General features: G+C 57.2%; 25 protein-coding genes and 1 riboswitch. Of the genes, 15 read left to right on the forward strand and 10 right to left on the reverse strand.

Features of this window, described 5'->3' with window-relative positions:
* Positions 1–3 precede the first annotated feature (3 nt).
* Entirely contained in the window at positions 4–1,164 is a 1,161-nt protein-coding gene (locus tag CSE01S_RS13295; protein ID WP_042289291.1) for a glutathionylspermidine synthase family protein, read from the forward strand.
* 31 nt (positions 1,165–1,195) lie between these two features.
* Here CSE01S_RS13295 and ygiD read toward each other — a convergent pair whose 3' ends face one another.
* Positions 1,196–1,993: a 4,5-DOPA-extradiol-dioxygenase gene (gene ygiD / locus CSE01S_RS13300; RefSeq protein ID WP_042289293.1), complete on the reverse strand. Its 798-nt coding sequence runs from the start codon at positions 1,991–1,993 to the stop codon at positions 1,196–1,198.
* Positions 1,994–2,125: 132 nt separating this feature from the next.
* Here ygiD and zupT point away from each other — a divergent pair, with 132 nt between their 5' ends.
* A complete protein-coding gene (zupT, locus tag CSE01S_RS13305; protein ID WP_042289295.1) occupies positions 2,126–2,899 on the forward strand; it encodes a zinc transporter ZupT in 774 nt (257 codons plus the stop codon).
* A 21-nt stretch (positions 2,900–2,920) separates the two neighbouring features.
* On the opposite strand, the gene CSE01S_RS13310 is transcribed toward zupT, so the two are convergent.
* A complete protein-coding gene (locus CSE01S_RS13310; RefSeq protein ID WP_042289298.1) occupies positions 2,921–3,097 on the reverse strand; it encodes a hypothetical protein in 177 nt (58 codons plus the stop codon).
* A 210-nt stretch (positions 3,098–3,307) separates the two neighbouring features.
* Entirely contained in the window at positions 3,308–3,961 is a 654-nt protein-coding gene (gene ribB / locus CSE01S_RS13315; protein ID WP_042289301.1) for a 3,4-dihydroxy-2-butanone-4-phosphate synthase, read from the reverse strand.
* Positions 3,962–4,066: 105 nt separating this feature from the next.
* Positions 4,067–4,272, reverse strand: a riboswitch (FMN riboswitch).
* A gap of 132 nt (positions 4,273–4,404) precedes the next feature.
* Between ribB and ubiK the strand changes: the two genes are divergently transcribed.
* Positions 4,405–4,707 (forward strand): ubiquinone biosynthesis accessory factor UbiK, encoded by a 303-nt coding sequence (gene ubiK, locus CSE01S_RS13320; protein ID WP_042289303.1) that lies wholly within the window; start codon positions 4,405–4,407, stop codon positions 4,705–4,707.
* 34 nt (positions 4,708–4,741) lie between these two features.
* Here the strand turns inward: ubiK and glgS are convergent, their stop codons facing one another.
* From glgS to CSE01S_RS13340, 4 genes are all read right to left on the reverse strand, one after another.
* Positions 4,742–4,948 (reverse strand): cell surface composition regulator GlgS, encoded by a 207-nt coding sequence (glgS, locus tag CSE01S_RS13325; RefSeq protein ID WP_082636864.1) that lies wholly within the window; start codon positions 4,946–4,948, stop codon positions 4,742–4,744.
* 167 nt (positions 4,949–5,115) lie between these two features.
* Positions 5,116–6,549 (reverse strand): bifunctional D-glycero-beta-D-manno-heptose-7-phosphate kinase/D-glycero-beta-D-manno-heptose 1-phosphate adenylyltransferase HldE, encoded by a 1,434-nt coding sequence (gene hldE / locus CSE01S_RS13330; protein ID WP_042289305.1) that lies wholly within the window; start codon positions 6,547–6,549, stop codon positions 5,116–5,118.
* A gap of 47 nt (positions 6,550–6,596) precedes the next feature.
* Positions 6,597–9,425, reverse strand: a complete 2,829-nt coding sequence (glnE, locus tag CSE01S_RS13335; protein ID WP_042289308.1) for a bifunctional [glutamate--ammonia ligase]-adenylyl-L-tyrosine phosphorylase/[glutamate--ammonia-ligase] adenylyltransferase — start codon at positions 9,423–9,425, stop codon at positions 6,597–6,599.
* 105 nt (positions 9,426–9,530) lie between these two features.
* Positions 9,531–10,832: a CYTH domain-containing protein gene (locus CSE01S_RS13340; protein WP_042289310.1), complete on the reverse strand. Its 1,302-nt coding sequence runs from the start codon at positions 10,830–10,832 to the stop codon at positions 9,531–9,533.
* 240 nt (positions 10,833–11,072) lie between these two features.
* Between CSE01S_RS13340 and CSE01S_RS13345 the strand changes: the two genes are divergently transcribed.
* Entirely contained in the window at positions 11,073–11,687 is a 615-nt protein-coding gene (locus CSE01S_RS13345) for a TIGR04211 family SH3 domain-containing protein (RefSeq protein ID WP_042289312.1), read from the forward strand.
* Positions 11,688–11,752: 65 nt separating this feature from the next.
* Positions 11,753–12,994, forward strand: coding sequence for a multifunctional CCA addition/repair protein (locus CSE01S_RS13350; RefSeq protein ID WP_042289315.1), 1,242 nt, complete (start codon positions 11,753–11,755; stop codon positions 12,992–12,994).
* A 96-nt stretch (positions 12,995–13,090) separates the two neighbouring features.
* Here CSE01S_RS13350 and bacA read toward each other — a convergent pair whose 3' ends face one another.
* Both bacA and folB read right to left on the reverse strand, forming a co-directional pair.
* Complete coding sequence (gene bacA / locus CSE01S_RS13355; RefSeq protein ID WP_042289318.1) at positions 13,091–13,912, reverse strand: undecaprenyl-diphosphate phosphatase; 822 nt, start codon at positions 13,910–13,912, stop codon at positions 13,091–13,093.
* Positions 13,913–14,005: 93 nt separating this feature from the next.
* Complete coding sequence (gene folB, locus CSE01S_RS13360) at positions 14,006–14,371, reverse strand: bifunctional dihydroneopterin aldolase/7,8-dihydroneopterin epimerase (protein WP_042289321.1); 366 nt, start codon at positions 14,369–14,371, stop codon at positions 14,006–14,008.
* A gap of 106 nt (positions 14,372–14,477) precedes the next feature.
* Here folB and plsY point away from each other — a divergent pair, with 106 nt between their 5' ends.
* The gene (gene plsY, locus CSE01S_RS13365) at positions 14,478–15,095 is read left to right on the forward strand and encodes a glycerol-3-phosphate 1-O-acyltransferase PlsY (protein ID WP_042289743.1); all 618 of its coding nucleotides are present in this window, start codon (positions 14,478–14,480) and stop codon (positions 15,093–15,095) included.
* Positions 15,096–15,125: 30 nt separating this feature from the next.
* Here plsY and ttdR read toward each other — a convergent pair whose 3' ends face one another.
* Positions 15,126–16,061, reverse strand: coding sequence for an L-tartrate utilization transcriptional activator TtdR (gene ttdR / locus CSE01S_RS13370; protein WP_042289324.1), 936 nt, complete (start codon positions 16,059–16,061; stop codon positions 15,126–15,128).
* 209 nt (positions 16,062–16,270) lie between these two features.
* On the opposite strand from ttdR, the gene ttdA reads away from it, so the two are divergent.
* The 9 genes from ttdA (at position 16,271) to CSE01S_RS13415 (ending at position 23,748) form a co-directional block, all read left to right on the forward strand.
* Positions 16,271–17,182 carry a L(+)-tartrate dehydratase subunit alpha gene (gene ttdA, locus CSE01S_RS13375; protein ID WP_120714909.1) on the forward strand — a complete coding sequence of 304 codons (912 nt, stop codon included), beginning with the start codon at positions 16,271–16,273 and terminating at the stop codon, positions 17,180–17,182.
* Positions 17,179–17,784, forward strand: coding sequence for a L(+)-tartrate dehydratase subunit beta (ttdB, locus tag CSE01S_RS13380; protein ID WP_000722944.1), 606 nt, complete (start codon positions 17,179–17,181; stop codon positions 17,782–17,784). Before ttdA ends, ttdB begins: the two co-directional genes overlap by 4 nt.
* Before the next feature lie 48 nt (positions 17,785–17,832).
* Positions 17,833–19,296, forward strand: coding sequence for an anion permease (locus tag CSE01S_RS13385; RefSeq protein WP_042289328.1), 1,464 nt, complete (start codon positions 17,833–17,835; stop codon positions 19,294–19,296).
* A 141-nt stretch (positions 19,297–19,437) separates the two neighbouring features.
* Positions 19,438–20,262 carry an urease accessory protein UreD gene (locus tag CSE01S_RS13390; RefSeq protein WP_217997762.1) on the forward strand — a complete coding sequence of 275 codons (825 nt, stop codon included), beginning with the start codon at positions 19,438–19,440 and terminating at the stop codon, positions 20,260–20,262.
* Positions 20,263–20,271: 9 nt separating this feature from the next.
* A complete protein-coding gene (locus CSE01S_RS13395) occupies positions 20,272–20,574 on the forward strand; it encodes an urease subunit gamma (protein WP_042289336.1) in 303 nt (100 codons plus the stop codon).
* Positions 20,575–20,583: 9 nt separating this feature from the next.
* Entirely contained in the window at positions 20,584–20,904 is a 321-nt protein-coding gene (locus CSE01S_RS13400) for an urease subunit beta (protein ID WP_042289337.1), read from the forward strand.
* Positions 20,897–22,600 (forward strand): urease subunit alpha, encoded by a 1,704-nt coding sequence (ureC, locus tag CSE01S_RS13405; protein WP_042289339.1) that lies wholly within the window; start codon positions 20,897–20,899, stop codon positions 22,598–22,600. Before CSE01S_RS13400 ends, ureC begins: the two co-directional genes overlap by 8 nt.
* 9 nt (positions 22,601–22,609) lie before the next feature.
* The gene (gene ureE, locus CSE01S_RS13410) at positions 22,610–23,074 is read left to right on the forward strand and encodes an urease accessory protein UreE (RefSeq protein WP_042289341.1); all 465 of its coding nucleotides are present in this window, start codon (positions 22,610–22,612) and stop codon (positions 23,072–23,074) included.
* Positions 23,074–23,748 carry an urease accessory protein UreF gene (locus tag CSE01S_RS13415; RefSeq protein ID WP_042289343.1) on the forward strand — a complete coding sequence of 225 codons (675 nt, stop codon included), beginning with the start codon at positions 23,074–23,076 and terminating at the stop codon, positions 23,746–23,748. The genes ureE and CSE01S_RS13415 overlap by 1 nt, the downstream gene beginning before the upstream one ends.
* The last annotated feature ends 7 nt before the right edge of the window (positions 23,749–23,755 follow it).

Raw genomic sequence — 23,755 nt, forward strand, 5'->3', positions numbered from 1 at the left:
CGCATGGAAAGAGTCAGTATCACTGAGCGCCCGGACTGGCGCGATAAAGCCAACGAATATGGGTTCAATTTTCACACCATGTACGGTGAACCGTACTGGTGTGAAGAGGCATACTACAAGCTGACGCTGGCGCAGGTTGAAAAGCTGGAAGAGGTGACTGCCGAACTGCACCAGATGTGCCTGAAGGTGGTCGAAAAAGTGATCGCCAGCGACGCGCTGATGACCAAATTCCGCATTCCCAAGCATACCTGGGGCTTCGTTCGTCAGTCCTGGCAAACGAGCCAGCCCTCGCTCTATTCACGCCTCGATCTGGCGTGGGACGGCACCGGCGAACCTAAGCTGCTGGAAAACAACGCCGATACGCCGACTTCGCTGTATGAAGCCGCATTTTTCCAGTGGATCTGGCTTGAAGATCAGCTCAACGCGGGTAACCTGCCGCAAGGTAGCGACCAGTTTAACAGTCTCCAGGAAAAACTTATCGCGCGTTTCGCCGAGCTGCGCGAGCAGTACGGTTTTCAGCTTCTGCATCTCACCTGTTGCCGGGACACCGTTGAGGATCGCGGAACCATTCAGTATCTGCAGGACTGCGCCGCAGAAGCGGAAATCGCCACCGAATTCCTCTACATCGAAGATATCGGGCTGGGCGAGAAAGGCCAGTTTACGGACCTGCAGGATCAGGTGATCGCCAACCTGTTCAAGCTGTATCCGTGGGAATTTATGCTGCGTGAGATGTTCTCTACCAAGCTGGAAGACGCAGGCGTTCGCTGGCTGGAGCCGGCCTGGAAGAGCATTATTTCCAACAAGGCGCTGCTGCCGCTGCTGTGGGAAATGTTTCCTGACCATCCGAATCTGCTGCCTGCGTACTTCGCAGAGGACGATCATCCGCAAATGGAAAAATTTGTCGTGAAGCCGATCTTCTCGCGTGAAGGCGCTAACGTCTCCATCATAGAGAACGGTAAAACGATCGAAGCGGTGGAAGGCCCTTACGGCGAAGAAGGCATGATCGTGCAGCAGTTCCATCCGCTGCCGAAGTTTGGCGACAGCTATATGCTGATCGGTAGTTGGTTGATCAACGATCAGCCTGCCGGGATCGGCATACGTGAAGACCGCGCGCTGATCACTCAGGATCTGTCCCGCTTCTACCCGCATATCTTTGTCGAATGATTAAGGGTGCCGGATGAGAGCGCAAAGCGCCTTATCCGGCCTGACCCACCTGTACCGACAGCATACTCAGACTGCCCATTTCGATCCCCTCTACGGGAAGGGTCACTGGCTCTTTACCATCCCATGCGCCCAATACATACAGTAACGGCAGGAAGTGATCCGGGGTTGGATTCGACAGCGGACCGCCTTCGTGGTCAAGATAGTTGACCAGCGGATGCCGTTCTGTCGGTCCCTGCCAGGTCAGATTCGCTTTAACAAAATCATTGAACGAGGTCGCCCACGGATAAGGCGCGTCGTCACCGTGCCAGCGGACAGTGCGCAAGTTATGCACCACATTACCACTGGCTAGCAGCATAATTCCTTCGTCACGCAGCGCCGCCAGCTTACGTCCAGTCTCAAAATGCCAGGCCGCCGGTTTGGTGCTGTCGACGCTCAACTGCACCATGGGAATATCGGCATTCGGATACATTTTGATCAACACGCCCCACGAACCATGGTCAAAACCCCAGGCCTCTTTATCGAGCGTAACCGGCACCGGCGCCAGAAGCTCCACCAGCCGCTGTGCCAGTTCCGGCGAACCGGGAGCCGGATAATGCGTGTCGTACAGCGCCTGCGGAAAACCGCCAAAATCATGAATCGTCTTTGGCGCGTCCATTGCGGTCACGCCAGTACCGCGCGTGTACCAGTGAGCGGACACCACCACAATCGCTTTCGGACGCGGCAGACGCTCCCCCAGTTGCTGCCAGGCGCGGGTATACAGATTATCTTCCAGCACGTTCATGGGGCTGCCGTGCCCCAAAAACAAAGCTGGCATACGAATTGACGACATGATGATATCCTTACTCAGGGAGTCATTTTATGAGTCTTACCATACGCTCTTTCGATATATGAAGAACTCAGATAACCATGATGATGATCATCAGTTATTTTGAAGGTCAGGTGAATTTTTAAGGAGTTATTGATGTCAGTACCTTTACTTCTGACCTTACTGGCGGGCGCCGCCACGTTTATCGGCGCGTTTTTAGGCGTCCTGGGCCAGAAACCCTCAAACCGTCTGCTGGCGTTTTCACTCGGATTTGCCGCCGGGATCATGCTGCTCATCTCTTTAATGGAGATGCTGCCTGCGGCACTGGCCGCGGAAGGCATGTCGCCGCTTCTCGGCTACGGAATGTTTATTATCGGCCTGCTGGGCTATTTTGGCCTCGACCGTCTGCTACCACACGCTCATCCCCAGGATCTGGTACAAAAAACAACGCAGCCGCTTCCAGGTTCGATTAAGCGCACCGCTGTCCTGCTGACGCTCGGTATCAGTTTGCACAACTTTCCGGAGGGCATCGCCACTTACGTTACCGCCAGCAGTAACCTCGACCTTGGATTTGGCGTGGCGCTGGCCGTTGCCTTGCACAACATTCCTGAAGGGCTGGCGGTAGCCGGTCCGGTATACGCCGCGACAGGCTCGAAGCGAACGGCCGTTTTCTGGGCAGGCATTTCCGGCATGGCCGAAATTCTGGGCGGCGTCCTGGCATGGCTGATTCTCGGCAGCCTGGTTTCGCCTGTGGTCATGGCCGCCATTATGGCTGCAGTGGCGGGCATTATGGTGGCGCTGTCGGTCGATGAGCTGATGCCGCTGGCAAAAGAGATCGATCCAAATAACAACCCCAGTTACGGCGTTCTTTGCGGCATGTCAGTGATGGGGCTAAGCCTCGTCGTCCTTCAGACGATGGGGCTGGGATAAAGCAGAAAGAGCAGGAAGCGACTATTCCTGCTCTTTAGTCAGAACACGCGTTTGTTCGTCCCGACGCAGCAATGTATTACGAATTTCCAGCAGCGCATCTCTGTCCTGGCGAAACGCTTTGCAATAACGCTTCATATGGCAGAAATAGCCCACCACGACCAGTACAATTAGCACAATCCAATACCAGGCAATAAACATCCTTTTCCCTTTAAATTTAACATTAACAGATATTTAGCGTTAAAATTAACATACCTATTTTTAGGTATATTTATATACTGGCACAGTATGAAATCGAAATGATGATTTCGATCATAGAGAAAAAGGTTGGGTGTTTATTAACCGATAAGAAGGGCAAATAAGGGAAATTTGCCGGATAAGGTGCTTTAACCACTATCCGGCAAGGAGGTATTAGCTGGCTTTACGTTCGTGGGCCTGACGGTATGCCACCAGGTCTTCGATCGTCACTACCGCCATATTGTGTTTATTGGCAAAGTCGATACACTCCGGCGCGCGCGCCATGCTGCCATCATCATTGGTCAGTTCACACAGCACGCCCGCAGGTTTGAAACCAGCCAGCGTCACCAGATCGATGGTCGCTTCAGTGTGGCCGCCACGGGTCAACACGCCGCCAGGCTGAGCACGCAGCGGGAAGACGTGTCCCGGACGATTCAGATCGGAAGGCTTCGCGCCATCGGCAATCGCCGCGCGCACGGTGGTGACGCGGTCAGCGGCGGAAACGCCGGTGGTCACGCCTTCAGCGGCTTCAATGGTCACGGTAAAACCGGTGCCGTAAGCGCTGGTGTTATTTTCCACCATCATCGGCAGATCGAGCTGCTTGCGGCGATCTTCGGTGATGCACAGGCAAACAATACCGCTGCCGTGACGAATGGTCAGCGCCATTTGTTCAACGGTCATGGTTTCTGCCGGGAAAATCATATCGCCTTCGTTTTCGCGATCTTCATCGTCAAGCACCATCACACCGCGGCCTTCGCGCAGCGCAGTCAGCGCATGTTCAACACGTTCGAAAGGCGTACCAAAAGAGGAAAGTAGCGTCTGATTCATGGTAAAAAAACCTCACTAAAATTATGGTTACCAGAATCAGGGCAGTCTTAGGAGTACCGACAAGCGGCAAAAAAATAACGTGAGCGGGTCCGTGCCCGACTGGATCGTTACTCTCTCCCATCCGGACTTTAACCGTCGGCCCCGGAATTACACCGGATCTGCTGACCTTCAGATTCGCATCTGAAGCGCTCGCGGGCTTTCAGCCGGTACTTCAACTTTCACGCCGCTGCAGGATAAACTGCAACGCGAAAAATGATGAACATCGCTGATTTACCGCCGGTGGGGAATTTCACCCCGCCCTGAGAATAAGCGGAATAACTATAACGCTATTGATTACCTTCATCAACGCCTTTACCCGCATAAGCTTCACACAATTCTGGTTTATGCCTTGCGCATATCGCACTACAATGTGCTTTAACACTTACCAGTTCAGGGAAACCACTATGATTGACCCGAAAAAAATTGAGCAGATCGCTCGCCAGGTTCACGAGTCGATGCCGAAAGGGATCCGGGAGTTCGGGGAAGATGTCGAGAAAAAGATCCGTCAGACGCTGCAGTCTCAGTTGACGCGTCTCGATCTGGTGAGCCGCGAAGAGTTTGACGTGCAGACGCAGGTGCTGTTGCGTACCCGTGAAAAGCTGGCGCTGCTGGAACAGCGGTTGAGCGAGCTGGAAGCGCGTCAGAGCGGTATCAGCGACGAAGTCAAACCCGCGCCTGCCATTCCGCCGGTAGAACCGCAGGAGTAAAAACAGCAACGGGCCGCAAGGCCCGTTGAGTCGTTTAGTGTTCCACTTCTAATTTTCTCGCTTGCATCGCCTGCTGACAGTAGTGTGCATAGCGTTTGCAAAACCAACTGCGGTGCTCCTCATCCATATTGCCTGTCACGGCCTGGATATCCACCGGGCGACCTTCAGCCTGCATTCTGGCAAAACTGCGCGCCAGGAAATCAAAATTGTTCAACGAATAAACCGTGTTGTTCATCAGCATACCCTCCAGTTTGTGAAACTCTGCTAAGGCCATATGCTTTTTCTGATTTCAGTATTTACCCGTCCCGGTGACGGGTTTGTACATAATGTGCGCAATTAAGATGCCGGATATCACACTTTGGCAAGTTACCCGCCAGCGTGGCGTTTATCCGGCGCAGGGCAGCGCTTTTAGTTATCGCTCTCTTTCTGGATTTTTTTAATGATATTGGTGGTTGAGCAACCGTCTTCGAAGTTCAGTACCAACACTTCGCCGCCGTTGGCCCACACTTCTTCGCTGCCGGCGATCTCTTCTGGCTTATAGTCGCCGCCCTTCACCAGCAGATCCGGCAAGATCCCCGCAATCAGGCGCTGCGGCGTGTCTTCTTCAAACGACACCACCCAGTCCACTGCTTCCAGCGCGCCGAGTACGATCATGCGCTGCTCAAGCGGGTTCACCGGCCGCGTTTCGCCTTTCAGGCGTTTGGTTGACGCATCGCTGTTCACCGCGACAATCAGGCGATCGCCCAGTTTGCGCGCATTCGCGAGATACGACACATGCCCTGCGTGCAGAATATCGAACACGCCATTGGTCATCACCACTTTTTCACCACGTTTACGCGCGGCGGCGACGGCGACCTTCAGTTCGTCTTCGGTCATCACGCCAAAGCCCGTTTCCGCACGGCCACGCACCGCGTTTTCCAGTTCGATCGGCGAAACGGTAGACGTCCCCAGCTTACCGACCACGACGCCTGCCGCCGCGTTGGCAAAGAAACAGGCTTCTTCCAGACTGTTGCCTGCGGCAAGCGTAGCAGCCAGTACGCCAATCACGGTGTCGCCAGCGCCGGTCACGTCATACACTTCCTGCGCCTGGGTCGGCATATGCAGCGGCGCCTTGCCTGGCTGCAGCAGCGTCATCCCCTGCTCGGAGCGGGTCACCAGCAGCGCGGACAGTTCAAAATCAGCGATCAGCTTCATGCCACGCTCAACAATGTCTTCTTCGCTTTTACATTTCCCGGCCACCGCTTCGAACTCAGAGAGGTTCGGCGTCAGCAGGGTCGCGCCGCGGTAGCGCTCAAAATCGGTGCCTTTCGGGTCGATCAGTACCGGAACGCCCGCTTTACGCGCCAGCGCAATCATCTGCTGAACGCTGGCCAGCGCGCCTTTGGCGTAGTCGGAGAGCACCAACGCGCCAATGGAACTCAGCGCCTGGTTAATACGCTCGTGAAGCGGTTGCGGATCGACGCCCTCGAAGCCTTCTTCAAAATCCAGACGAATCAGCTGCTGGTTACGCGAAAGCACGCGCAGTTTGGTGATAGTGGGATGGGTCGGTACAGAAACAAAGTCGCATTTCACATTCACATCGGCCAGCGTTTTGCTCAGCGCACGCGCCGCATCGTCTATACCGGTTAACCCGACCAGACGGGAGTTTGCCCCCAGAGAGGCAATATTCATCGCCACGTTCGCCGCACCGCCCGGACGCTCTTCGATGGTATCCACTTTGACCACAGGCACCGGCGCTTCCGGCGAAATACGGCTGGTTGGCCCATACCAGTAGCGATCCAGCATGACATCGCCAACAACCAAAACTCCTGCACGTTCAAACTCTGGCAGCGTTACTTTCATTCCTGTCTCCTGAGAGATTCAAAATTTGCGCGCGATAATAGCACACTTCAAACGGCGACCAGCCACTTCCGCCAGCTTGCCCGCACCAGCGCGCGTTCGGCTTCAAAGCAGGTTTGCGCCACATGGCCCGGCAGTTCCTGTAAGGCCAGGTGATGCAGCTCATCGCGCAGCGTGGTATAGGCGCGGGTCAGCGCCATCGCCTCCTGCTCATCCATAATGTCGTTCTGCGCTAACAGCTCCAGTATCCGCACGTTATCCGACCAGCGCGTCAGCTTCGGTTTGTCGTGTGCATAGCGCAGCACCAGATACTGCGTAATAAATTCGATGTCGGTGATCCCGCCTTCATCTGCTTTGATGTCAAAACGATCGCGATGTTTATTGCCCAGATGAGCACGCATTTTTTCGCGCATTTCGCGCACTTCGGTTTGCAACGTGGCGCCGTCGCGCGGCAGGGTCACGATCTCGCGGCGTACTGCGTCAAACTGTGCGGTGAGCTGCGGGTCGCCGTAGACCACGCGGGCGCGGACCAGCGCCTGATGTTCCCAGGTCCAGGCCTCGTTTTTCTGGTAATCCGCGAAAGCCTCGGCGGAGGTCACCAGCATCCCCGCCGCGCCGGACGGGCGCAAACGCGCGTCCACTTCATACAGAATGCCGGAAGACGTCCGCGTGCTGAACAGGTGCATAATGCGCTGCGCCAGGCGCAGATAAAACTGTCGTCCGTCGATTTCGCGATCGCCGTCGGTCATTACGTCAACCGGACAGTCGTGCAGGAAGATGAGATCGAGATCGGAACTGTAGCCCAGTTCCCAGCCGCCCAGTTTACCGTAGCCTACCACCGCGAAACCGCGCCCTTCGCGATCCGCCAGATGTCCCGGCTGTCCGTAGCGCGCCACCATCTGTAGCCACGCCTGCTGCACCACGGCGTCTATCATCGCTTCCGCAAGCCAGGTCAGGTGATCGCTGACCTTCATCACCGGCAGCGTTCCGGCGATATCCGCGGCGGCAATACGCAGCAGCTGCGTCTGCTTAAACTGGCGCAGCGCCTCCAGTTGCTGTTCTTCGTCATCTTCCGGCACGCGCAGCAGATACTGCCGCAGTTCATCACGGTAGGCGTCGGTCGCGGTGGGCTGGTAGAGCGTGTTCGGGTCAAGCAATTCGTCGAGCAACAGCGGGTAACGGGCAAGCTGGCTGGCGACCATCGGCGAGGCGGCGCACAGAGAAATGAGATGCTTCAGCGCGCCGGGGAATTCGCTCAGCAGCTCGAGATAAGTCGTGCGCGTGACGATCCCCACCAGCAGCGGCGTGATGCGTGACAGCGGGACGGAGGCATCCTGACGGACGCAGACATCGCTCAGCAGATGCGGCATCAGATGATCAAGCACCTGTCGCCCACGCGGCCCAATGGTGCGTTTATCAAGCTCTTTACGGAAGTCGGTAATCAGCGCCAGTACCCGGGTCCGGTCTTCGTCGGTCAGGTGAGCCAGGACCGGCGGCGTGTCGTCTTCCTGTAGCGCGTCCTGCCAGAGCTCGCGCCATTGCTCCGAAAGCGTATCTTCCTGCGTTTCGCTTTCATCATCGCCAATCAGTTCATTAAAGACGCGACGGACATTGGCCATATGCGCGTCCAGGATGTCGGTCAGTTGCTGCCAGTCATCCGCATTCATCCCCCACGCCAGACGCGCGCGGTTCAGTTCATCGCCCGGTAACGTTTGGGTCTGTTCGTCGTTAATGCTTTGCAGCAGGTTTTCCAGACGGCGGAGGAACAGATAAGCCGAGCGCAACTGGCTCGCATCGTTATCCGGCAACAAATGCAGCGCGGCGATGGCCTGTAAAGTGGGAAGCAGAGCGCGGGACTGCAACGACGGTTCGCGCCCGCCGCGAATAAGCTGGAAAACCTGAACGATAAATTCAATTTCACGAATACCGCCCGCGCCGAGTTTGATGTTGTCTTTCAGCCCGCGACGACGCACTTCCCGGGCAATCATGCCTTTCATGTTGCGCAGTGACTGAATCACGCTGAAATCAATGTAGCGACGGAACACGAACGGACGCAACATGGCGCGCAGTTCGTCAACGTAGCGGCCCTCTGTCTCGCCCATGATACGCGCCTTCACCATCGCGTAGCGTTCCCAGTCACGCCCCTGCTCCTGATAATAATCTTCCAGCGCGGCAAAGCTCAGTACCAGCGGACCGCTGTCGCCAAACGGTCGCAGGCGCATATCCACCCGATAAACGAAGCCGTCCTGCGTGGGCTGATCGAGCACTTTGATCAGCCGCTGGCCCATGCGGGTGAAGAACTGCGCGTTATCCAGCTCGCGACGCCCACCCCGGGTGGCGCCGTGTTCCGGCCAGGCGAAAATGAGATCGATATCCGAGGAAAAATTCAGCTCGCCGCCGCCCAGTTTGCCCATGCCTAAGATCAGCAGCGGCTGTGGGATGCCCTCCGGGTTACACGGCGTCCCCCACTCACGGCAGCAGGCGTCATACAGCCAGTCGCGCGCGCTGACAATCAACGTCTCCGCCAGTTGGCTGAGCTGCTGTAAAACCGCAGTATCTTCAATCAGCGAGAGCGCCTGCGCCCAGGCTATCCGCACCATAATACGACGACGAAACAGGCGCAGCTCCCGCATTAGCGCCGCTTCGTCATTCACCTCAGCCAGCGCCGTGTGTAGCCATTCGCCGTAGCGCTGCCATTCGTCCGCCTGCGGCGGCGCATTTTCCAGCCCGCTCAGCCAGTGGGGATGGGCAATAACGCTGTCCCGCACAAAGTCGCTGAATGTGAGCACTGACTTCGCTTGTACGCTAAGCGTAGCGTCAGGCAATTGTTCAGCAACGGTTTGCCAGTACTGCTGTAACGGTGAAGAAAGCGGCTTCATGAAAGAGTTCCTTGTAACGTTGCCGGATGGCGGCGTTCGCCAGAGCCGGCCTACAACGACGCAGCGCCAACAGGCAATCACTTCTGCGTTCGGGAATGACGCGGTTTACCGTTTTCCGCTGTGCAACCAGAACGGCGCCTGGTTTATCGCTTCATTGCGGAAATGTTCAATTTCAATACGCTGTCGGGTGGCGATGGCGTGATGCAGCCCCTGCCAGTTTTCCAGCCACGCCTGCGCCACTACAGCATCGTAATACCCGGCCAGCAGTAGCACAGTGTCGATATCGCGACGTAACCGCGGCAGTTGATCCTGATACTGGTCGCCTAACGGCTGAGCAAACACGCTTTTCAGTTCAGCGGCGGTACGTGAAAGATGGATATCCGCGAAACGCTTAAAGGAATCGGCCATTTTGGCCTGTGCTTTAGCATCCAGAAACGGCTGCCAGGCTTTGGTGACCAGCCACTCCGTCAGCGCCAGTTTTGCCATTGCGGTTTGCGGGGTATACACCGCCGTCACGGCAGAGACCGCCGAGGCCAGGGTAGCCTCAGACTGAGTTAACAAATCTCGTAAGTGAGTGCTCGCTTTACGCGGAACGATACCACCGAACAGGGTAAGCGTATGGCGCACCAGCCCCATCGCCGCAGACACCTCCGCTTTCGCCGACTCCACGCCGCGCAGCCACAGTTCCTCGTGGTACTGCCACTGCGCTAAGGCCAGCTCCATCGCCGCTTCCAGCCCCTGCTCAACGCTGGCTTTTGCGGGCAAGGTCAGTACTGTGGTCGGTTTGATCTCGCGCCGGGCGTTTCCCTGAGCCAGGTGATAACCTCGCGCCGCCTTACTCAGGCTGCCCTGACGCAGTCCCGCCTGGCTCACCAGTTGATTAGCCAGCTTCAGCACCGCCCGGGTGTCGCCGCTCAGCAGTTCAAGCTCCAGCTCGCAAAGAGGTTCGGTAAATTCGCCGGCCTTAACCTCTCCGAGATCGAGCGCAATTTCAATCTGGCTGCCGTCAATTTCCAGCAGCCATTTCTCGCGATCAAAATCGGTACTGAACAATGGCTGCACGCGGGAAGCGAGATCGGCAGGCAGCTCGCCGTTCGGCCACACTGTCTTCGGAAGTTGCGCTAAATCGAGCGTAGGTTCGCTAAGCGGAATATTATATTCCGGACGCTGATGCAAACCGCCGACCACCCGCCCGGCGATTTTCAGGGTCATTTCATAGCGGCCATTCTCGCCGCGAATGCGTAACCCCATATCGTGGCTGCGTAGCCAGTTATCCGCCGTCTCGTAGTAAATGTTCAGCAGCTTGCTGGGCGCGTGATGTTCGCCGCCAAGCGTATTCAGATGGTCGCGCAGTGCGTCAACCGCATCGTGATTAACGATAAATTTTAATTCGATTTCCTGAGCCATGGCCTTGTACTTAGGGTTATGTCACAGTTGAAGGGATCGACTGCGAACTTCGTGCGTTACTGAGTGTCAGTAGATAGTATTTTGCGCCAAATTGCCATGCAACGAGCAATTTGACGGGCGTAAAAGTTTGACGTAGTGGCGAAGCTGACACAGATGATTCCGATTGATGTCGAATGCTTTGCGTAGAGACACTGATCCCACTACTATCGTTCCACTTTCTATGACAATAACGACAGCCTGATGCCAAAATTACGCCTGATTGGACTAACTTTACTTGCACTTAGCGCCACTGCCGTCTCCCACGCAGAAGAAACGCGCTATGTCTCTGATGAACTAAGCACCTGGGTCCGCAGCGGTCCGGGAGATAACTATCGCCTCGTCGGCACCATGAACGCCGGCGAACAGGTCACCTTGTTACAGACCGACAACAATTACGGCCAGGTCAAAGACAGCACCGGTCGCACTGCCTGGATCCCGCTGAAAGAGCTGAACACCTCGCCCAGCCTGCGCACCCGCGTACCGGATCTGGAAAATCAGGTCAAAACCCTGACCGATAAGCTGACCAACATTGACACCACCTGGAATCAGCGGACAGCCGACATGCAGCAAAAGGTCGCGCAGAGCGACAGCGTGATCAACGGCCTGAAAGAAGAAAACCAGAAGCTGAAAAACGAGCTGATTGTGGCGCAGAAGAAGGTCAGCGCCGCAAATCTGCAGCTTGATGACAAGCAGCGTACCATCATCATGCAATGGTTTATGTATGGCGGCGGCGTGCTCGGTCTCGGCCTGCTGCTCGGTCTGGTGCTGCCGCATATGATCCCAAGCCGCAAACGCAAAGACCGCTGGATGAACTAAATCGCCTTCTCCGCCACACTGTCATATCATTAAGAAAGTGTATTTCTCAGGAGAGGTGGTGTGGCGTGAAGATTTATCTGGTCGGTGGTGCGGTTAGGGATACGTTGTTAGGGCTACCGGTCAAAGATAAAGATTGGGTGGTGGTAGACGCCACACCACAGCAAATGCTCGACGCGGGCTACCAGCAGGTAGGCCGCGATTTTCCTGTTTTTCTCCATCCTCAAACACACGAAGAGTACGCCCTTGCGCGCACCGAACGTAAATCCGGTTCCGGTTATACCGGATTCACCTGCTACGCGGCGCCGGACGTCACGCTGGAAGAAGACCTACAGCGCCGCGACCTGACCATTAACGCCCTGGCGCAGGATGATGACGGCGCTATCGTCGATCCGTATCACGGACGCGCCGATCTGAAAAACCGCCTGTTGCGCCACGTCTCGCCGGCTTTCAGTGAAGATCCGCTCCGCGTCCTTCGCGTGGCGCGCTTTGCCGCCCGCTATGCGCATCTCAGCTTTCGCATTGCCGACGAAACCATGGCGCTAATGCGCGACATGACCCACGCCGGAGAGCTGGAGCACCTGACGCCTGAGCGCGTGTGGAAAGAGACCGAAAACGCGTTAACCACCCGTAACCCGCAGGTCTATTTTCAGGTCCTGCGCGACTGTGGCGCGCTGCGCGTGCTGTTCCCGGAGGTGGATGCGCTGTTTGGCGTTCCCGCGCCAGCGAAATGGCACCCGGAAATCGATACCGGCGTTCACACGCTCATGACGCTGTCGATGGCGGCGATGCTCAGCCCGGAGGTGGACATCCGTTTCGCCACCCTGTGCCATGACCTGGGAAAAGGGTTGACCCCGCCAGCGCTTTGGCCGCGTCATCACGGTCATGGTCCGGCGGGCGTAAAGCTGGTGGCGCAGTTGTGTCAGCGTCTGCGGGTACCGAACGAAATCCGCGATCTGGCAAAGCTGGTGGCGGAGTTTCACGATCTCATTCATACCTTTCCGATACTGCAGCCTAAGACCATTGTAAAGCTGTTCGACGCGATTGACGCCTGGCGTAAACCACAGCGCGTGGAGCAGATAGCCCTCACCAGCGAGGCTGACGTTCGCGGGCGTACAGGCTTTGAAGCGGCGGATTATCCGCAGGGTCGTCTACTGCGCGAAGCGTGGCAGGTAGCGCAGTCGGTACCGACAAAAAAGGTTGTGGAGGCCGGATTTAAAGGCGCAGAGATCCGCGAAGAGTTGACGAAGCGGCGAATTGCGGCGGTCGCCAGTTGGAAAGAGACGCGCTGCCCGAAACCCGCCAGCTAAACGGCCCGTACCGGCAGCGCTACCGCTGACCGGCCTGTGGACAGACGTGCGTGGTTGGCCGGATAAGGCATAGCCGCCATCCGGCACGGTGAATCATCAGAAGAACACCACGTAAACCGCGGCTGCAACGATAAAGCGATAAATCGCAAACGGAATGAACGAGATTCGTTTGATCAGTTGCAGGAAGGTTTTAATGGCGATCAGCGCAACCACAAACGCCGTCACGAAACCGACGGCAAACATCGGAATATCGGCGGCGGTCAGGAACGACCAGCTTTTGTAGAGGTCCAGCACCGTTGCGCCCATCATCATCGGCACCGCCAGCAGGAACGAGAACTCCGACGCCGCATAACGGCTCACGCCCATCAGCATCCCGCCGGAAATGGTCGCGCCGGAACGGGAAAAGCCCGGCCACAGCGCCAGACATTGGAAGCAGCCAATCATAAACGCCTGTCGGTAAGTCATATCGTCCAGCCCCGGCGCGCGCGGTTCTTTCGGCTTCAGGCATTCGGCGGCAATCAACAGTAAACCGCCCACCACCAGCGCATACATCACGTTAATGGGGTTAAACAGTGATTTTATCGTATCGTGAAACACCAACCCGAGCACCACGGCGGGGATCATCCCAAGCAGAATGTGAATGAGCGTTAACCGCCCTTTACTTTCCCCTTCGCGCTGCAATGGTCGGCCAAAATGAATCCCGATCAGGCCGAACAACCGCCGCCAGAACATCACGACCACCGCCAGAATCGACCCAAGCTGGATCACCACTTCAAAGGTCTTTGCCGTATCACCCTCAAACCCCAGCAGATGGCCAACGATAATCATATGGCCCGTACTGGAAACCGGCAAAAACTCCGTCAATCCTTCGACCACACCCAAAATTGCCGCTATCAGCAGCGAGTGCATATCGCTCATCAATAAACCCCTAAATAGAAAAACTACCGCAAAAAAAAAGTTCCCGCTGTAAGACTCTTTTATATCCGTTTGGTTTAACAATGATGAAGTTAATTATTTTCCTTTCAGATTATGGCTACGCTCGACAATCACGCCCACGTTCGCCGCGCGCGCGACCGCGCCGGGCTTACTGAGCTTGATTCGCACCCACGGTGAATGGAAGCGTCCCAGCAGGAGATCCGCGACCTCTTCCGCGACGCGTTCCACCAGCGCAAAGCGCCTGCCTTCAACGTGCGCGATCACGGTTTCGGCGATATCCGCATAGCTCAGACAGTCGGCGACATCGTCGCTTTTTGCCGCTTTCCGGTTATCCCACGCCATTTCGATATCGAACACCAGCTTTTGCTCGATGGTCTGTTCCCAGTCGTAAACACCAATGGTGGTGATTACCGAAAGTTGCTCTATAAATACAATATCCATCACGACCTGCCCGCTTTTTGGCTAACCCGGATACCACTTCCGGCGAAATATGCGTATTATCCACAGAAGTAGCGTTTTACACGACATTTTCAAAACGGAACAGCTTATGAGTGCAATCGCGCCTGGAATGATCCTCATCGCGTACCTCTGCGGCTCCATTTCCAGTGCCATTCTGGTCTGCCGCATTGCTGGCTTGCCCGACCCGCGTAGCAGCGGATCCGGCAATCCTGGCGCGACCAATGTGTTACGAATCGGTGGCAAGGGAGCAGCCGCAGCGGTGCTGATTTTCGACGTCCTGAAAGGGATGTTGCCCGTCTGGGGCGCATACGCGTTGGGCGTAACCCCCTTCTGGCTGGGCCTGATCGCCATTGCCGCCTGTCTGGGCCATATCTGGCCGGTCTTCTTTGGGTTTAAAGGCGGGAAAGGCGTGGCGACGGCATTCGGCGCTATTGCCCCTATCGGCTGGGATTTAACCGGCGTGATGGCGGGCACCTGGTTGCTCACGGTGCTGCTGAGCGGTTATTCGTCGCTGGGCGCTATCGTCAGCGCGCTGATCGCGCCGTTCTACGTCTGGTGGTTTAAACCTCAGTTCACCTTCCCGGTTTCGATGCTGTCGTGCCTGATCCTGCTGCGCCATCACGACAACATTCAGCGACTGTGGCGTCGTCAGGAGACAAAGATCTGGACGAAGCTGAAGAAAAAACGCGAAAAAGATCCGCAATAGCGTTTTCACCTCGCCGGAAGGCTATCGGGTTCACCACGTCACCCGATATCCTTCATCCGGTCTGCCCAACCGCTGCTGACACCACGCCGCCAGAAACTCCACGCAGACCCGAAGCTTCACGCTGCGATATAGCGGCTCCTGATACACCGCCCAGATATTGGCGCTCTGCGCATAGTCCGGCAGCACCCGCACCAGTTTGCCGCTCGCCAGAAACGGCTGCACGTCCCACTCGGATCGCAGCATGATCCCCTTGCCCTCCAGCGCCCATTGCAGCACAATTTCCCCGCTGTTCGACGAGAGATGCCCGCTCACCTTGACCGATTTTTTCTCCTCGCCGTTTCCCAACTCCCATATTCCGTGCGTCATATCGCGCTCTTTCGTGATCAGGCAATCGTGACGGCTTAATTCCTGGAGGGTTGTCGGTTCTGAATATTTTTCGAGATAAGACGGCGCGGCGCACAATATTCTTTTATTCTTTGTTAACAAGTGTGCAATATAATAGTCTGGAATTACATCGTTAATACGAATATCGAGATCGATATTATCCTGCACCAAATCAATTTGCCGATCGAACAGTTCAAAATGCACCTGTAACTCAGGGTAATTGCGCATCAGCTCGGTAATAGCTGGGGCAATATGGCTACGCCCGAAACCAAAGCTACAGCCGATACGAATCATGCCTTCCGGACGGGTTTTAATTTGCGTCACCTCATCCACCAGAAGCTGATAGCGGGTCAACACCTCCAGCGCATGTTCATAACATTTTTGCCCACTCTCGGTCAGCGCCACGCCGCGTGCCGAACGATTCAGCAGCGTGGCGGCGAGAGTGGATTCCAGGATCTGCACCCGCTTGGTCACAAACGCCGGGGTTTGTCCGAGCGCCGCCGCCGCCGCGCTGAAGCTCCCCGTATGAACAATTTCAACCAGCACCTGCAGATCTTTCGCTAAAGGGTATGTGTTCAGCATATTCGGGCACCCATGAAGATAATACCGGCAGTGTAATTCCCTTACTGTCGCTATTCCCTGCCCTTGCTCAATTTTCGCTGATTTTTCACATCATGATTCACGAACTGTTAATTACATATACACAGTGGCAAAAAATATAAAGCCCTATTTTTAGTGGTAGTTTGTTTCCCAGAATGTCTTTCCAGACAAATAAAAGCACTGGAGTTGTCATGATGAGCAATGAAAATAAACAAAAAGCGATAAATACGCTGACGGAAATTGTCGCCGGGTTTACGGCAATGATTTCCACCCGGATGCCCGACGACGTCGTGGATAAATTAAAACAGCTGCGCGATGCTGAAACCTCGTCGATGGGAAAAATCATCTATCACACGATGTTCGACAACATGCAGAAAGCGATCGACTTGAACCGTCCGGCCTGTCAGGACACCGGCGAGATCATGTTCTTCGTCAAGGTCGGCTCCCGCTTCCCGCTCCTGGGCGAACTGCAGGCCATTCTGAAGCAGGCCGTGGAAGACGCGACCGTGAAAGCCCCACTTCGTCATAACGCGGTGGAAATTTTTGACGAAGTCAACACCGGCAAAAACACCGGCAGCGGCGTGCCGTGGGTGACATGGGACATTATCCCCGACGGCGACGACGCCGAAATAGAAGTCTATATGGCAGGCGGCGGCTGTACCCTGCCGGGGCGCTCAAAAGTGTTGATGCCGTCCGAAGGCTACGAAGGCGTTGTTAAGTTCGTGTTTGAAAATATCTCCACGCTGGCGGTAAACGCCTGTCCGCCGGTGCTGGTGGGCGTGGGGATCGCCACTTCCGTAGAAACCGCCGCGGTATTGTCGCGCAAAGCGATTCTGCGCCCCATCGGCACCCGCCATCCAAATCCCAAAGCGGCTGAACTGGAACTGCGTCTGGAAGAAGGATTGAACCGTCTGGGGATCGGCCCGCAGGGGTTAACGGGCAACAGCTCCGTCATGGGCGTACACATTGAATCCGCCGCGCGTCACCCCTCGACTATCGGGGTGGCCGTCTCCACCGGCTGCTGGGCGCACCGTCGCGGTACGCTGCTGGTGCATGCCGATCTCTCCTTCGAAAACCTGTCTCATACCCGGAGCGCGCTATGAAAAAGATCCTGACGACCCCGATCAAGGCCGAAGACCTGGAGGATATCCGCGTTGGTGATGTGATCTATCTGACCGGCACGCTGGTCACCTGCCGCGACGTCTGCCATCGCCGCCTGATCGAACTCAAGCGCCCGATCCCTTACGACCTGAACGGTAAAGCCATTTTCCACGCCGGGCCGATCGTGCGCAAAAACGGTGAAAAATGGGAGATGGTTTCCGTCGGCCCGACCACCAGCATGCGCATGGAGGCGTTTGAAAAAGAGTTCATCGAGCAGACCGGCGTCAAACTGGTGGTTGGCAAAGGCGGCATGGGGCCATTAACCGAAGAAGGCTGCCAGAAATTCAAGGCGCTGCACGTGATTTTCCCCGCAGGCTGCGCGGTGCTGGCAGCCACGCAGGTGGAAGAGATAGAGGAAGTCCACTGGACGGAACTCGGCATGCCGGAATCCCTGTGGGTGTGTCGGGTGAAGGAGTTCGGTCCGCTGATCGTCTCTATCGACACCCACGGCAATAACCTGATCGCCGAGAACAAAAAGCAGTTCGCCGAGCGTCGTGGTCCGATCGTCGACGAAATTTGCGAGCACGTTCACTACATCAAATAACCCTTCCGGAGAGGCGCCCCGCCTCTCCCTCTTCGCAGGGATACGACAATGGCACCTTTAGCTGGTTGGTGGCGATACCTGGCTCCGCTGGTGGTCATCGCCATTATTGCTGTTTTGCCCGTCCCCACCGGTCTTGAGAACCACACGTGGCTCTATTTTGCGGTCTTTACCGGCGTCATTGTGGGACTGATTCTGGAACCTGTTCCCGGCGCGGTGGTGGCGATGATCGGCATTTCGACGATCGCCGTCCTCTCGCCGTGGTTGCTGTTCAGCCCCGAACAGCTGGCGCAGGACGGGTTTAAATTCACCGCCAAAGCGCTATCGTGGGCGGTATCTGGTTTTTCTAATTCAGTTATCTGGCTGATCTTTGCCGCTTTTATGTTCGGTACGGGCTATGAAAAAACCGGGCTGGGGCGACGCATCGCGCTATGGCTGGTGAAAAAGATGGGGCACCGCACGCTGTTTCTCGGCTACGCGGTCATGCTCTCTGAGCTGATCCTCGCGCCTGTTACGCCCTCAAACTCCGCGCGCGGCGCCGGGATTATCTACCCGATAATCCGTAATCTGCCACCGCTGTATCATTCGCAGCCGAATGACGCCAGTTCGCGCTCTATTGGTTCCTACATCATGTGGATGGGGATCACCGCCGACTGCGTCACCAGCGCCATTTTCCTCACCGCGATGGCGCCAAACCTGCTGCTGATTGGCCTGATGAAGGGCGCGGCGCACACGGCGCTAAGCTGGGGCGACTGGTTCTTAGGAATGCTGCCGCTGAGTATTTTGCTGGTTCTGCTGGTCCCGTGGCTTGCTTATGTGCTGTACCCGCCGGTGCTTAAGTCCGGCGATCAGGTGCCGCGCTGGGCAGAAGCGGAGCTGAAGGCGATGGGCCCGCTGAGCACGCGTGAGAAAAAGATGTTAGTGCTGATGGTCGGCGCGCTGGTGCTGTGGATTTTCGGCGGTGACTACATTGACGCGGCGATGGTTGGCTACAGCGTGGTGGCGTTAATGCTGGTGCTGCGCATTATCTGCTGGGATGACATCGTTAGTAATAAAGCCGCATGGAACGTCTTTTTCTGGCTCGCGTCACTGATTACTCTTGCGACCGGGCTGAACAATACCGGCTTTATCCGCTGGTTTGGCAACCTGCTGGCAGGCAGCCTGAGCGGTTATTCCCCGACAATGGTGATGGTCGCGCTGATCGTAGTGTTTTATCTGCTGCGTTATTTCTTCGCCAGCGCCACGGCGTACACCTCCGCACTGGCGCCAATGATGATCGCCGCCGCGCTGGCGATGCCGGACATTCCGCTCCCCGTATTTTGCCTGATGGTCGGCGCGGCGATTGGTCTGGGTAGCATTCTTACCCCGTATGCTACCGGCCCCAGCCCCATCTACTACGGTAGCGGTTATTTGCCGACGGCTGACTACTGGCGGCTGGGGGCGATTTTTGGCCTGATCTTCATGCTGCTACTGATCGTCACCGGTTTGCTCTGGATGCCTCTCGTTTTGCTTTAACCCCCGTTGGGGCGGCCGGGCTGCCGCCCCCTTTTTTCTGATTTCCCTCCTTTCCCATAAGCGTCTCATATGACCGCTTTACCGCCGTGCTGAGGCATACTTTTTGCCATGCACCTATCTTTAAACTGACAGGGGAACGCTCTGGACACGGTTGCGCACGAGACACTCATTCGGGGCTGGCAGGCCGAACTGGACCTGCGGTTTACCCGTGCCGCGCACAAAACGGTGCTCACCTCAGCGCGTCACGTTGGTCCGTTAGCCGTTCAACGACCGTTTTACCCGGAAGATGATGTTTGTCATCTTTATTTGCTTCACCCACCTGGCGGTATTGTCGGCGGCGATGAACTGCACATTTCCGTCACCCTTGACGCCCACAGCCACGCGTTAATCACCCAGCCCGGCGCGGGAAAGTTTTACCGCAGCGCAGGGCAACTGGCGCAACTGCGTCAGGATTTCACCCTTGCGCCGCACGCCACGCTGGAATGGCTGCCGCAGGATACGATCCTGTTTCCCGGCGCTCGCGCCAGCCTGCGCACCGTGTTCCATCTGACAACCGAAAGCCAGCTGCTCGGCTGGGATCTGCTCTGCCTGGGTCGCCCGGTAATGCAGGAAACGTTCAGCCACGGCACGCTGGTCAACCGGCTGGAAATCTGGCGCGACGGCATACCGCTGCTTATCGAAGGCCTGAAAATTCGCGGGGGCGATCTTTCCGCCGTCGCGAACCAGCCGTGGTGCGGCACGCTGTTTTGCTATCCGGGGACAGAGGCGATGCTGGACGGAGCCCGTGAACGGCTTATGCCGCTTGGCGAATACGCAGGCGTGACGCTCGTTGACTCGCTGCTCACCGTACGCTTTCTGGCGGCAGACAACCTGCTTATCCAACGCGCGATGCGCGATATCTGGCGCTTTTTACGTCCGCTGTTAACTCACAAACAACCGCATCTGCCGCGTATCTGGCAGACCTAAGAGACACCGATGGAACTGACTCCCAGAGAAAAAGACAAGCTGTTGCTCTTTACCGCCGCGCTGGTGGCAGAACGCCGTCTGGCGCGCGGCCTGAAGCTGAATTATCCGGAATCGGTAGCGCTGATCAGCGCCTTCATTATGGAAGGCGCACGCGACGGCAAAAGCGTGGCCTCGCTGATGGAAGACGGCCGCCATGTGCTCACCCGCGATCAGGTGATGGAGGGGGTACCGGAGATGATCCCGGACATCCAGGTAGAAGCAACGTTTCCGGACGGATCCAAGCTGGTGACCGTCCACAATCCGATCGTGTAAGGAGAGGTTATGATTCCAGGCGAATACCGGATCGCGGCAGGAAATATTGCGCTCAATCACCAGCGCGAGACCTGCACTCTCGTGGTGGAAAACCACGGCGATCGCCCCGTTCAGGTTGGATCGCATTACCACTTTTTCGAAGCTAACCCCGCCCTGCGCTTCCCGCGCGAGGCGGCGCGCGGATACCGCCTGAATATCCCCGCCGGCACCGCGGTGCGCTTTGAACCGGGGCAAAAGCGAGAAGTCGAGCTGGTGCGCGTGGCAGGCGCGCAGCGTATTTTTGGCTTTCGCGGCGAGGTCATGGGCGCGCTGGAGGTCAACAATGGCTGAGATCTCCCGGCAAGCGTATGCCGATATGTTTGGCCCCACCACCGGCGATAAAGTACGTCTGGCGGACACAGATTTGTGGATCGAAGTGGAAAACGATCTCACCACCTATGGCGAAGAGGTGAAATTCGGCGGCGGTAAAGTGATCCGCGACGGTATGGGCCAGGGACAGATGCGCGCCGACGCCTGCGTGGATCTGGTGATCACCAACGCGCTGATCGTCGACCACTGGGGGATCGTTAAAGCGGATATCGGCATCAAAGACGGCAGGATCTTCGCCGTCGGCAAAGCCGGTAATCCGGACATTCAGCCTGACGTGACGATCCCGATCGGCGTCGGGACGGAGGCGATCGCCGGAGAAGGTAAGATCGTCACCGCTGGCGGTGTCGATACCCATATTCACTGGATCTGTCCGCAGCAGGCGCAGGAGGCGCTGGTTTCCGGCGTGACGACGATGATCGGCGGCGGTACAGGACCGGCGGCGGGCACCAACGCCACCACCTGTACGCCCGGCCCCTGGAACATCGCCCGGATGTTGCAGGCCGCGGATACTCTGCCGGTCAATATCGGTCTGCTCGGCAAGGGAAATGGCTCCAATCCGGATACGCTGCGCGAGCAGGTGACTGCCGGGGCGATCGGCCTGAAAATTCATGAAGACTGGGGAGCGACGCCTGCGGCTATCGACTGCGCGCTGACCGTCGCCGACGAAATGGATATTCAGGTGGCGCTGCACAGCGACACCCTGAACGAGTCCGGCTTTGTCGAAGACACGCTGGCGGCTATTGGCGATCGCACGATCCATACGTTTCACACCGAAGGCGCGGGCGGCGGCCATGCGCCGGATATCATCACCGCCTGCGCGCACGCCAATATTCTGCCGTCATCAACCAACCCAACGCTGCCTTACACCGTGAATACTATCGATGAGCATCTCGACATGCTGATGGTGTGCCACCATCTCGACCCCGATATCGCCGAAGACGTGGCGTTTGCCGAGTCACGCATTCGGCGCGAAACCATCGCCGCCGAGGACGTGCTGCATGACATTGGCGCGTTTTCGCTGACCTCGTCGGATTCCCAGGCGATGGGCCGCGTCGGCGAAGTGATCCTGCGCACCTGGCAGGTAGCGCACCGGATGAAAGTACAGCGCGGCTCGCTGGCGGAAGAGCGCGGCGATAACGACAACCAGCGGGTGAAACGCTACATCGCCAAGTACACCATTAACCCGGCGCTGACTCACGGTATCGCCCATGAGGTCGGCTCCATTGAGGCCGGAAAACTGGCGGATCTGGCGCTGTGGTCGCCGGCGTTTTTCGGTGTCAAACCCGCCGCCATTATCAAGGGGGGAATGATCGCCTGCGCGCCGATGGGCGATATTAACGCCTCGATCCCCACGCCGCAGCCGGTGCACTACCGGATGATGTTCGGCGCATTGGGCGCTGCGCGTCATCACACCCGGTTAACCTTTTTATCCCAGGCCGCCCACGACAGCGGCGTCGCTCAGCAGTTGAATTTACACAGCGCCACCGCGGTGGTGAAAGGCTGCCGGACGGTGAAAAAAGCCGACATGATCCACAACAGCCTGCAACCCGATATCACCGTCGACGCCCAGACCTACGAGGTGCGCATTGACGGCGAACGCATTACCAGCGAGCCGGCAGACGTGCTGCCGATGGCGCAACGTTACTTTTTATTTTAAGGAGCCGACATGCTGCTATTAACGCAACGGGTTGAGACGACAGCGCAAGCCACCGCCACCCTGACGCTGCCGATTGATATCCGCGTAAAAAGCCGGGCCAAAGTGCGACTGAACGACGGGCGCGAGGCGGGATTGATGCTGCCACGCGGCCTGCTGTTACGCGGCGGCGACCGCCTGCGTAGCGAAGACGGGATGGAAGTGGTGGAGATCATCGCCGCCCATGAAGCGGTTTCGGTGGTGCGCTGCGCCAACCCGTTTCTGCTCGCCAAAGCGTGCTATCACCTCGGCAATCGCCACGTACCGCTGCAAATTTTGCCGGATGAACTGCGCTATCATCACGATCATGTGCTGGACGCCATGCTGCGCCAGTTCGATCTTGACGTGACCTTTGCGCATTTACCGTTTGAGCCGGAAGCGGGCGCCTACGCCAGCGAGTCCCACGGGCATAACCATCATCACGGTCATGCGCACTGATGCGTGACGCCCGCCAGCAGTTGCGCCTGCTGCAGCTCGCCAGCAGCAGCCTTCCGGTGGGATCGTTTACCTGGTCTCAGGGGCTGGAGTGGGCGGTGGAGAGCGGTTGGGTCAACAGCGTCGATGCCTTCGCCCGCTGGCAGCGACAGCAAATGGAGCACAATTTTTTCACCGTCGACCTGCCGTTGTTCGCCCGGCTTTATCGCGCCTGCGAGCAGGACGATATCACCGCCGCCCGCCGCTGGACGACGTACCTGCTGGCCTGTCGGGAAACCCGCGAACTGCGTGAAGAAGAGCGCAGCAGAGGCGCGGCGTTTACGCGGCTGGTGGTGGACTGGGAACCGGAAAGCCCGCCCGCGTGGCGCGCGCTGTTCGCTGACAGCCAGCTCTGCGGGATGGCCTGGCTTGGCGTACAGTGGCGGCTGCCGCTCGCCGATCTGGCCTTAACGCTGGGCTACAGCTGGATCGAAAGCGCCGTGATGGCGGGCGTCAAGCTGGTACCTTTTGGTCAGCAGGCGGCGCAGCGGCTGATGATAACCCTCAGCGAACATTACGCACAGGGTATAACGCAGGCGTTGTGCTGTCCGGATGAACACCTCGGCTCTGCTACGCCGCTGGCGGCTATCGCCTCTGCCCGTCACGAAACCCAATACTGCCGATTATTCCGCTCCTGAGGAGAGA

The organism is Citrobacter sedlakii NBRC 105722 (assembly GCF_000759835.1).
Taxonomy (GTDB): Bacteria; Pseudomonadota; Gammaproteobacteria; order Enterobacterales; family Enterobacteriaceae; genus Citrobacter_A; species Citrobacter_A sedlakii.

Bases quoted from the DNA above. Each gene is read 5' to 3' on its own strand.
- CSE01S_RS13345 (WP_042289312.1), top strand. From the start codon at position 11,073: ATGCCAAAATTACGCCTGATTGGACTAACTTTACTTGCACTTAGCGCC.
- CSE01S_RS13310 (WP_042289298.1), bottom strand. From the start codon at position 3,097: ATGTTTATTGCCTGGTATTGGATTGTGCTAATTGTACTGGTCGTGGTG.
- folB (WP_042289321.1), bottom strand. From the start codon at position 14,371: ATGGATATTGTATTTATAGAGCAACTTTCGGTAATCACCACCATTGGT.
- ubiK (WP_042289303.1), top strand. From the start codon at position 4,405: ATGATTGACCCGAAAAAAATTGAGCAGATCGCTCGCCAGGTTCACGAG.
- ygiD (WP_042289293.1), bottom strand. From the start codon at position 1,993: ATGTCGTCAATTCGTATGCCAGCTTTGTTTTTGGGGCACGGCAGCCCC.
- CSE01S_RS13295 (WP_042289291.1), top strand. From the start codon at position 4: ATGGAAAGAGTCAGTATCACTGAGCGCCCGGACTGGCGCGATAAAGCC.
- ureE (WP_042289341.1), top strand. From the start codon at position 22,610: ATGCTGCTATTAACGCAACGGGTTGAGACGACAGCGCAAGCCACCGCC.
- glgS (WP_082636864.1), bottom strand. From the start codon at position 4,948: ATGCTGATGAACAACACGGTTTATTCGTTGAACAATTTTGATTTCCTG.
- CSE01S_RS13385 (WP_042289328.1), top strand. From the start codon at position 17,833: ATGGCACCTTTAGCTGGTTGGTGGCGATACCTGGCTCCGCTGGTGGTC.
- ttdB (WP_000722944.1), top strand. From the start codon at position 17,179: ATGAAAAAGATCCTGACGACCCCGATCAAGGCCGAAGACCTGGAGGAT.
- CSE01S_RS13415 (WP_042289343.1), top strand. From the start codon at position 23,074: ATGCGTGACGCCCGCCAGCAGTTGCGCCTGCTGCAGCTCGCCAGCAGC.
- ribB (WP_042289301.1), bottom strand. From the start codon at position 3,961: ATGAATCAGACGCTACTTTCCTCTTTTGGTACGCCTTTCGAACGTGTT.
- ttdR (WP_042289324.1), bottom strand. From the start codon at position 16,061: ATGCTGAACACATACCCTTTAGCGAAAGATCTGCAGGTGCTGGTTGAA.
- bacA (WP_042289318.1), bottom strand. From the start codon at position 13,912: ATGAGCGATATGCACTCGCTGCTGATAGCGGCAATTTTGGGTGTGGTC.
- CSE01S_RS13340 (WP_042289310.1), bottom strand. From the start codon at position 10,832: ATGGCTCAGGAAATCGAATTAAAATTTATCGTTAATCACGATGCGGTT.
- glnE (WP_042289308.1), bottom strand. From the start codon at position 9,425: ATGAAGCCGCTTTCTTCACCGTTACAGCAGTACTGGCAAACCGTTGCT.
- CSE01S_RS13400 (WP_042289337.1), top strand. From the start codon at position 20,584: ATGATTCCAGGCGAATACCGGATCGCGGCAGGAAATATTGCGCTCAAT.
- zupT (WP_042289295.1), top strand. From the start codon at position 2,126: ATGTCAGTACCTTTACTTCTGACCTTACTGGCGGGCGCCGCCACGTTT.
- hldE (WP_042289305.1), bottom strand. From the start codon at position 6,549: ATGAAAGTAACGCTGCCAGAGTTTGAACGTGCAGGAGTTTTGGTTGTT.
- plsY (WP_042289743.1), top strand. From the start codon at position 14,478: ATGAGTGCAATCGCGCCTGGAATGATCCTCATCGCGTACCTCTGCGGC.
- ureC (WP_042289339.1), top strand. From the start codon at position 20,897: ATGGCTGAGATCTCCCGGCAAGCGTATGCCGATATGTTTGGCCCCACC.
- CSE01S_RS13395 (WP_042289336.1), top strand. From the start codon at position 20,272: ATGGAACTGACTCCCAGAGAAAAAGACAAGCTGTTGCTCTTTACCGCC.
- ttdA (WP_120714909.1), top strand. From the start codon at position 16,271: ATGATGAGCAATGAAAATAAACAAAAAGCGATAAATACGCTGACGGAA.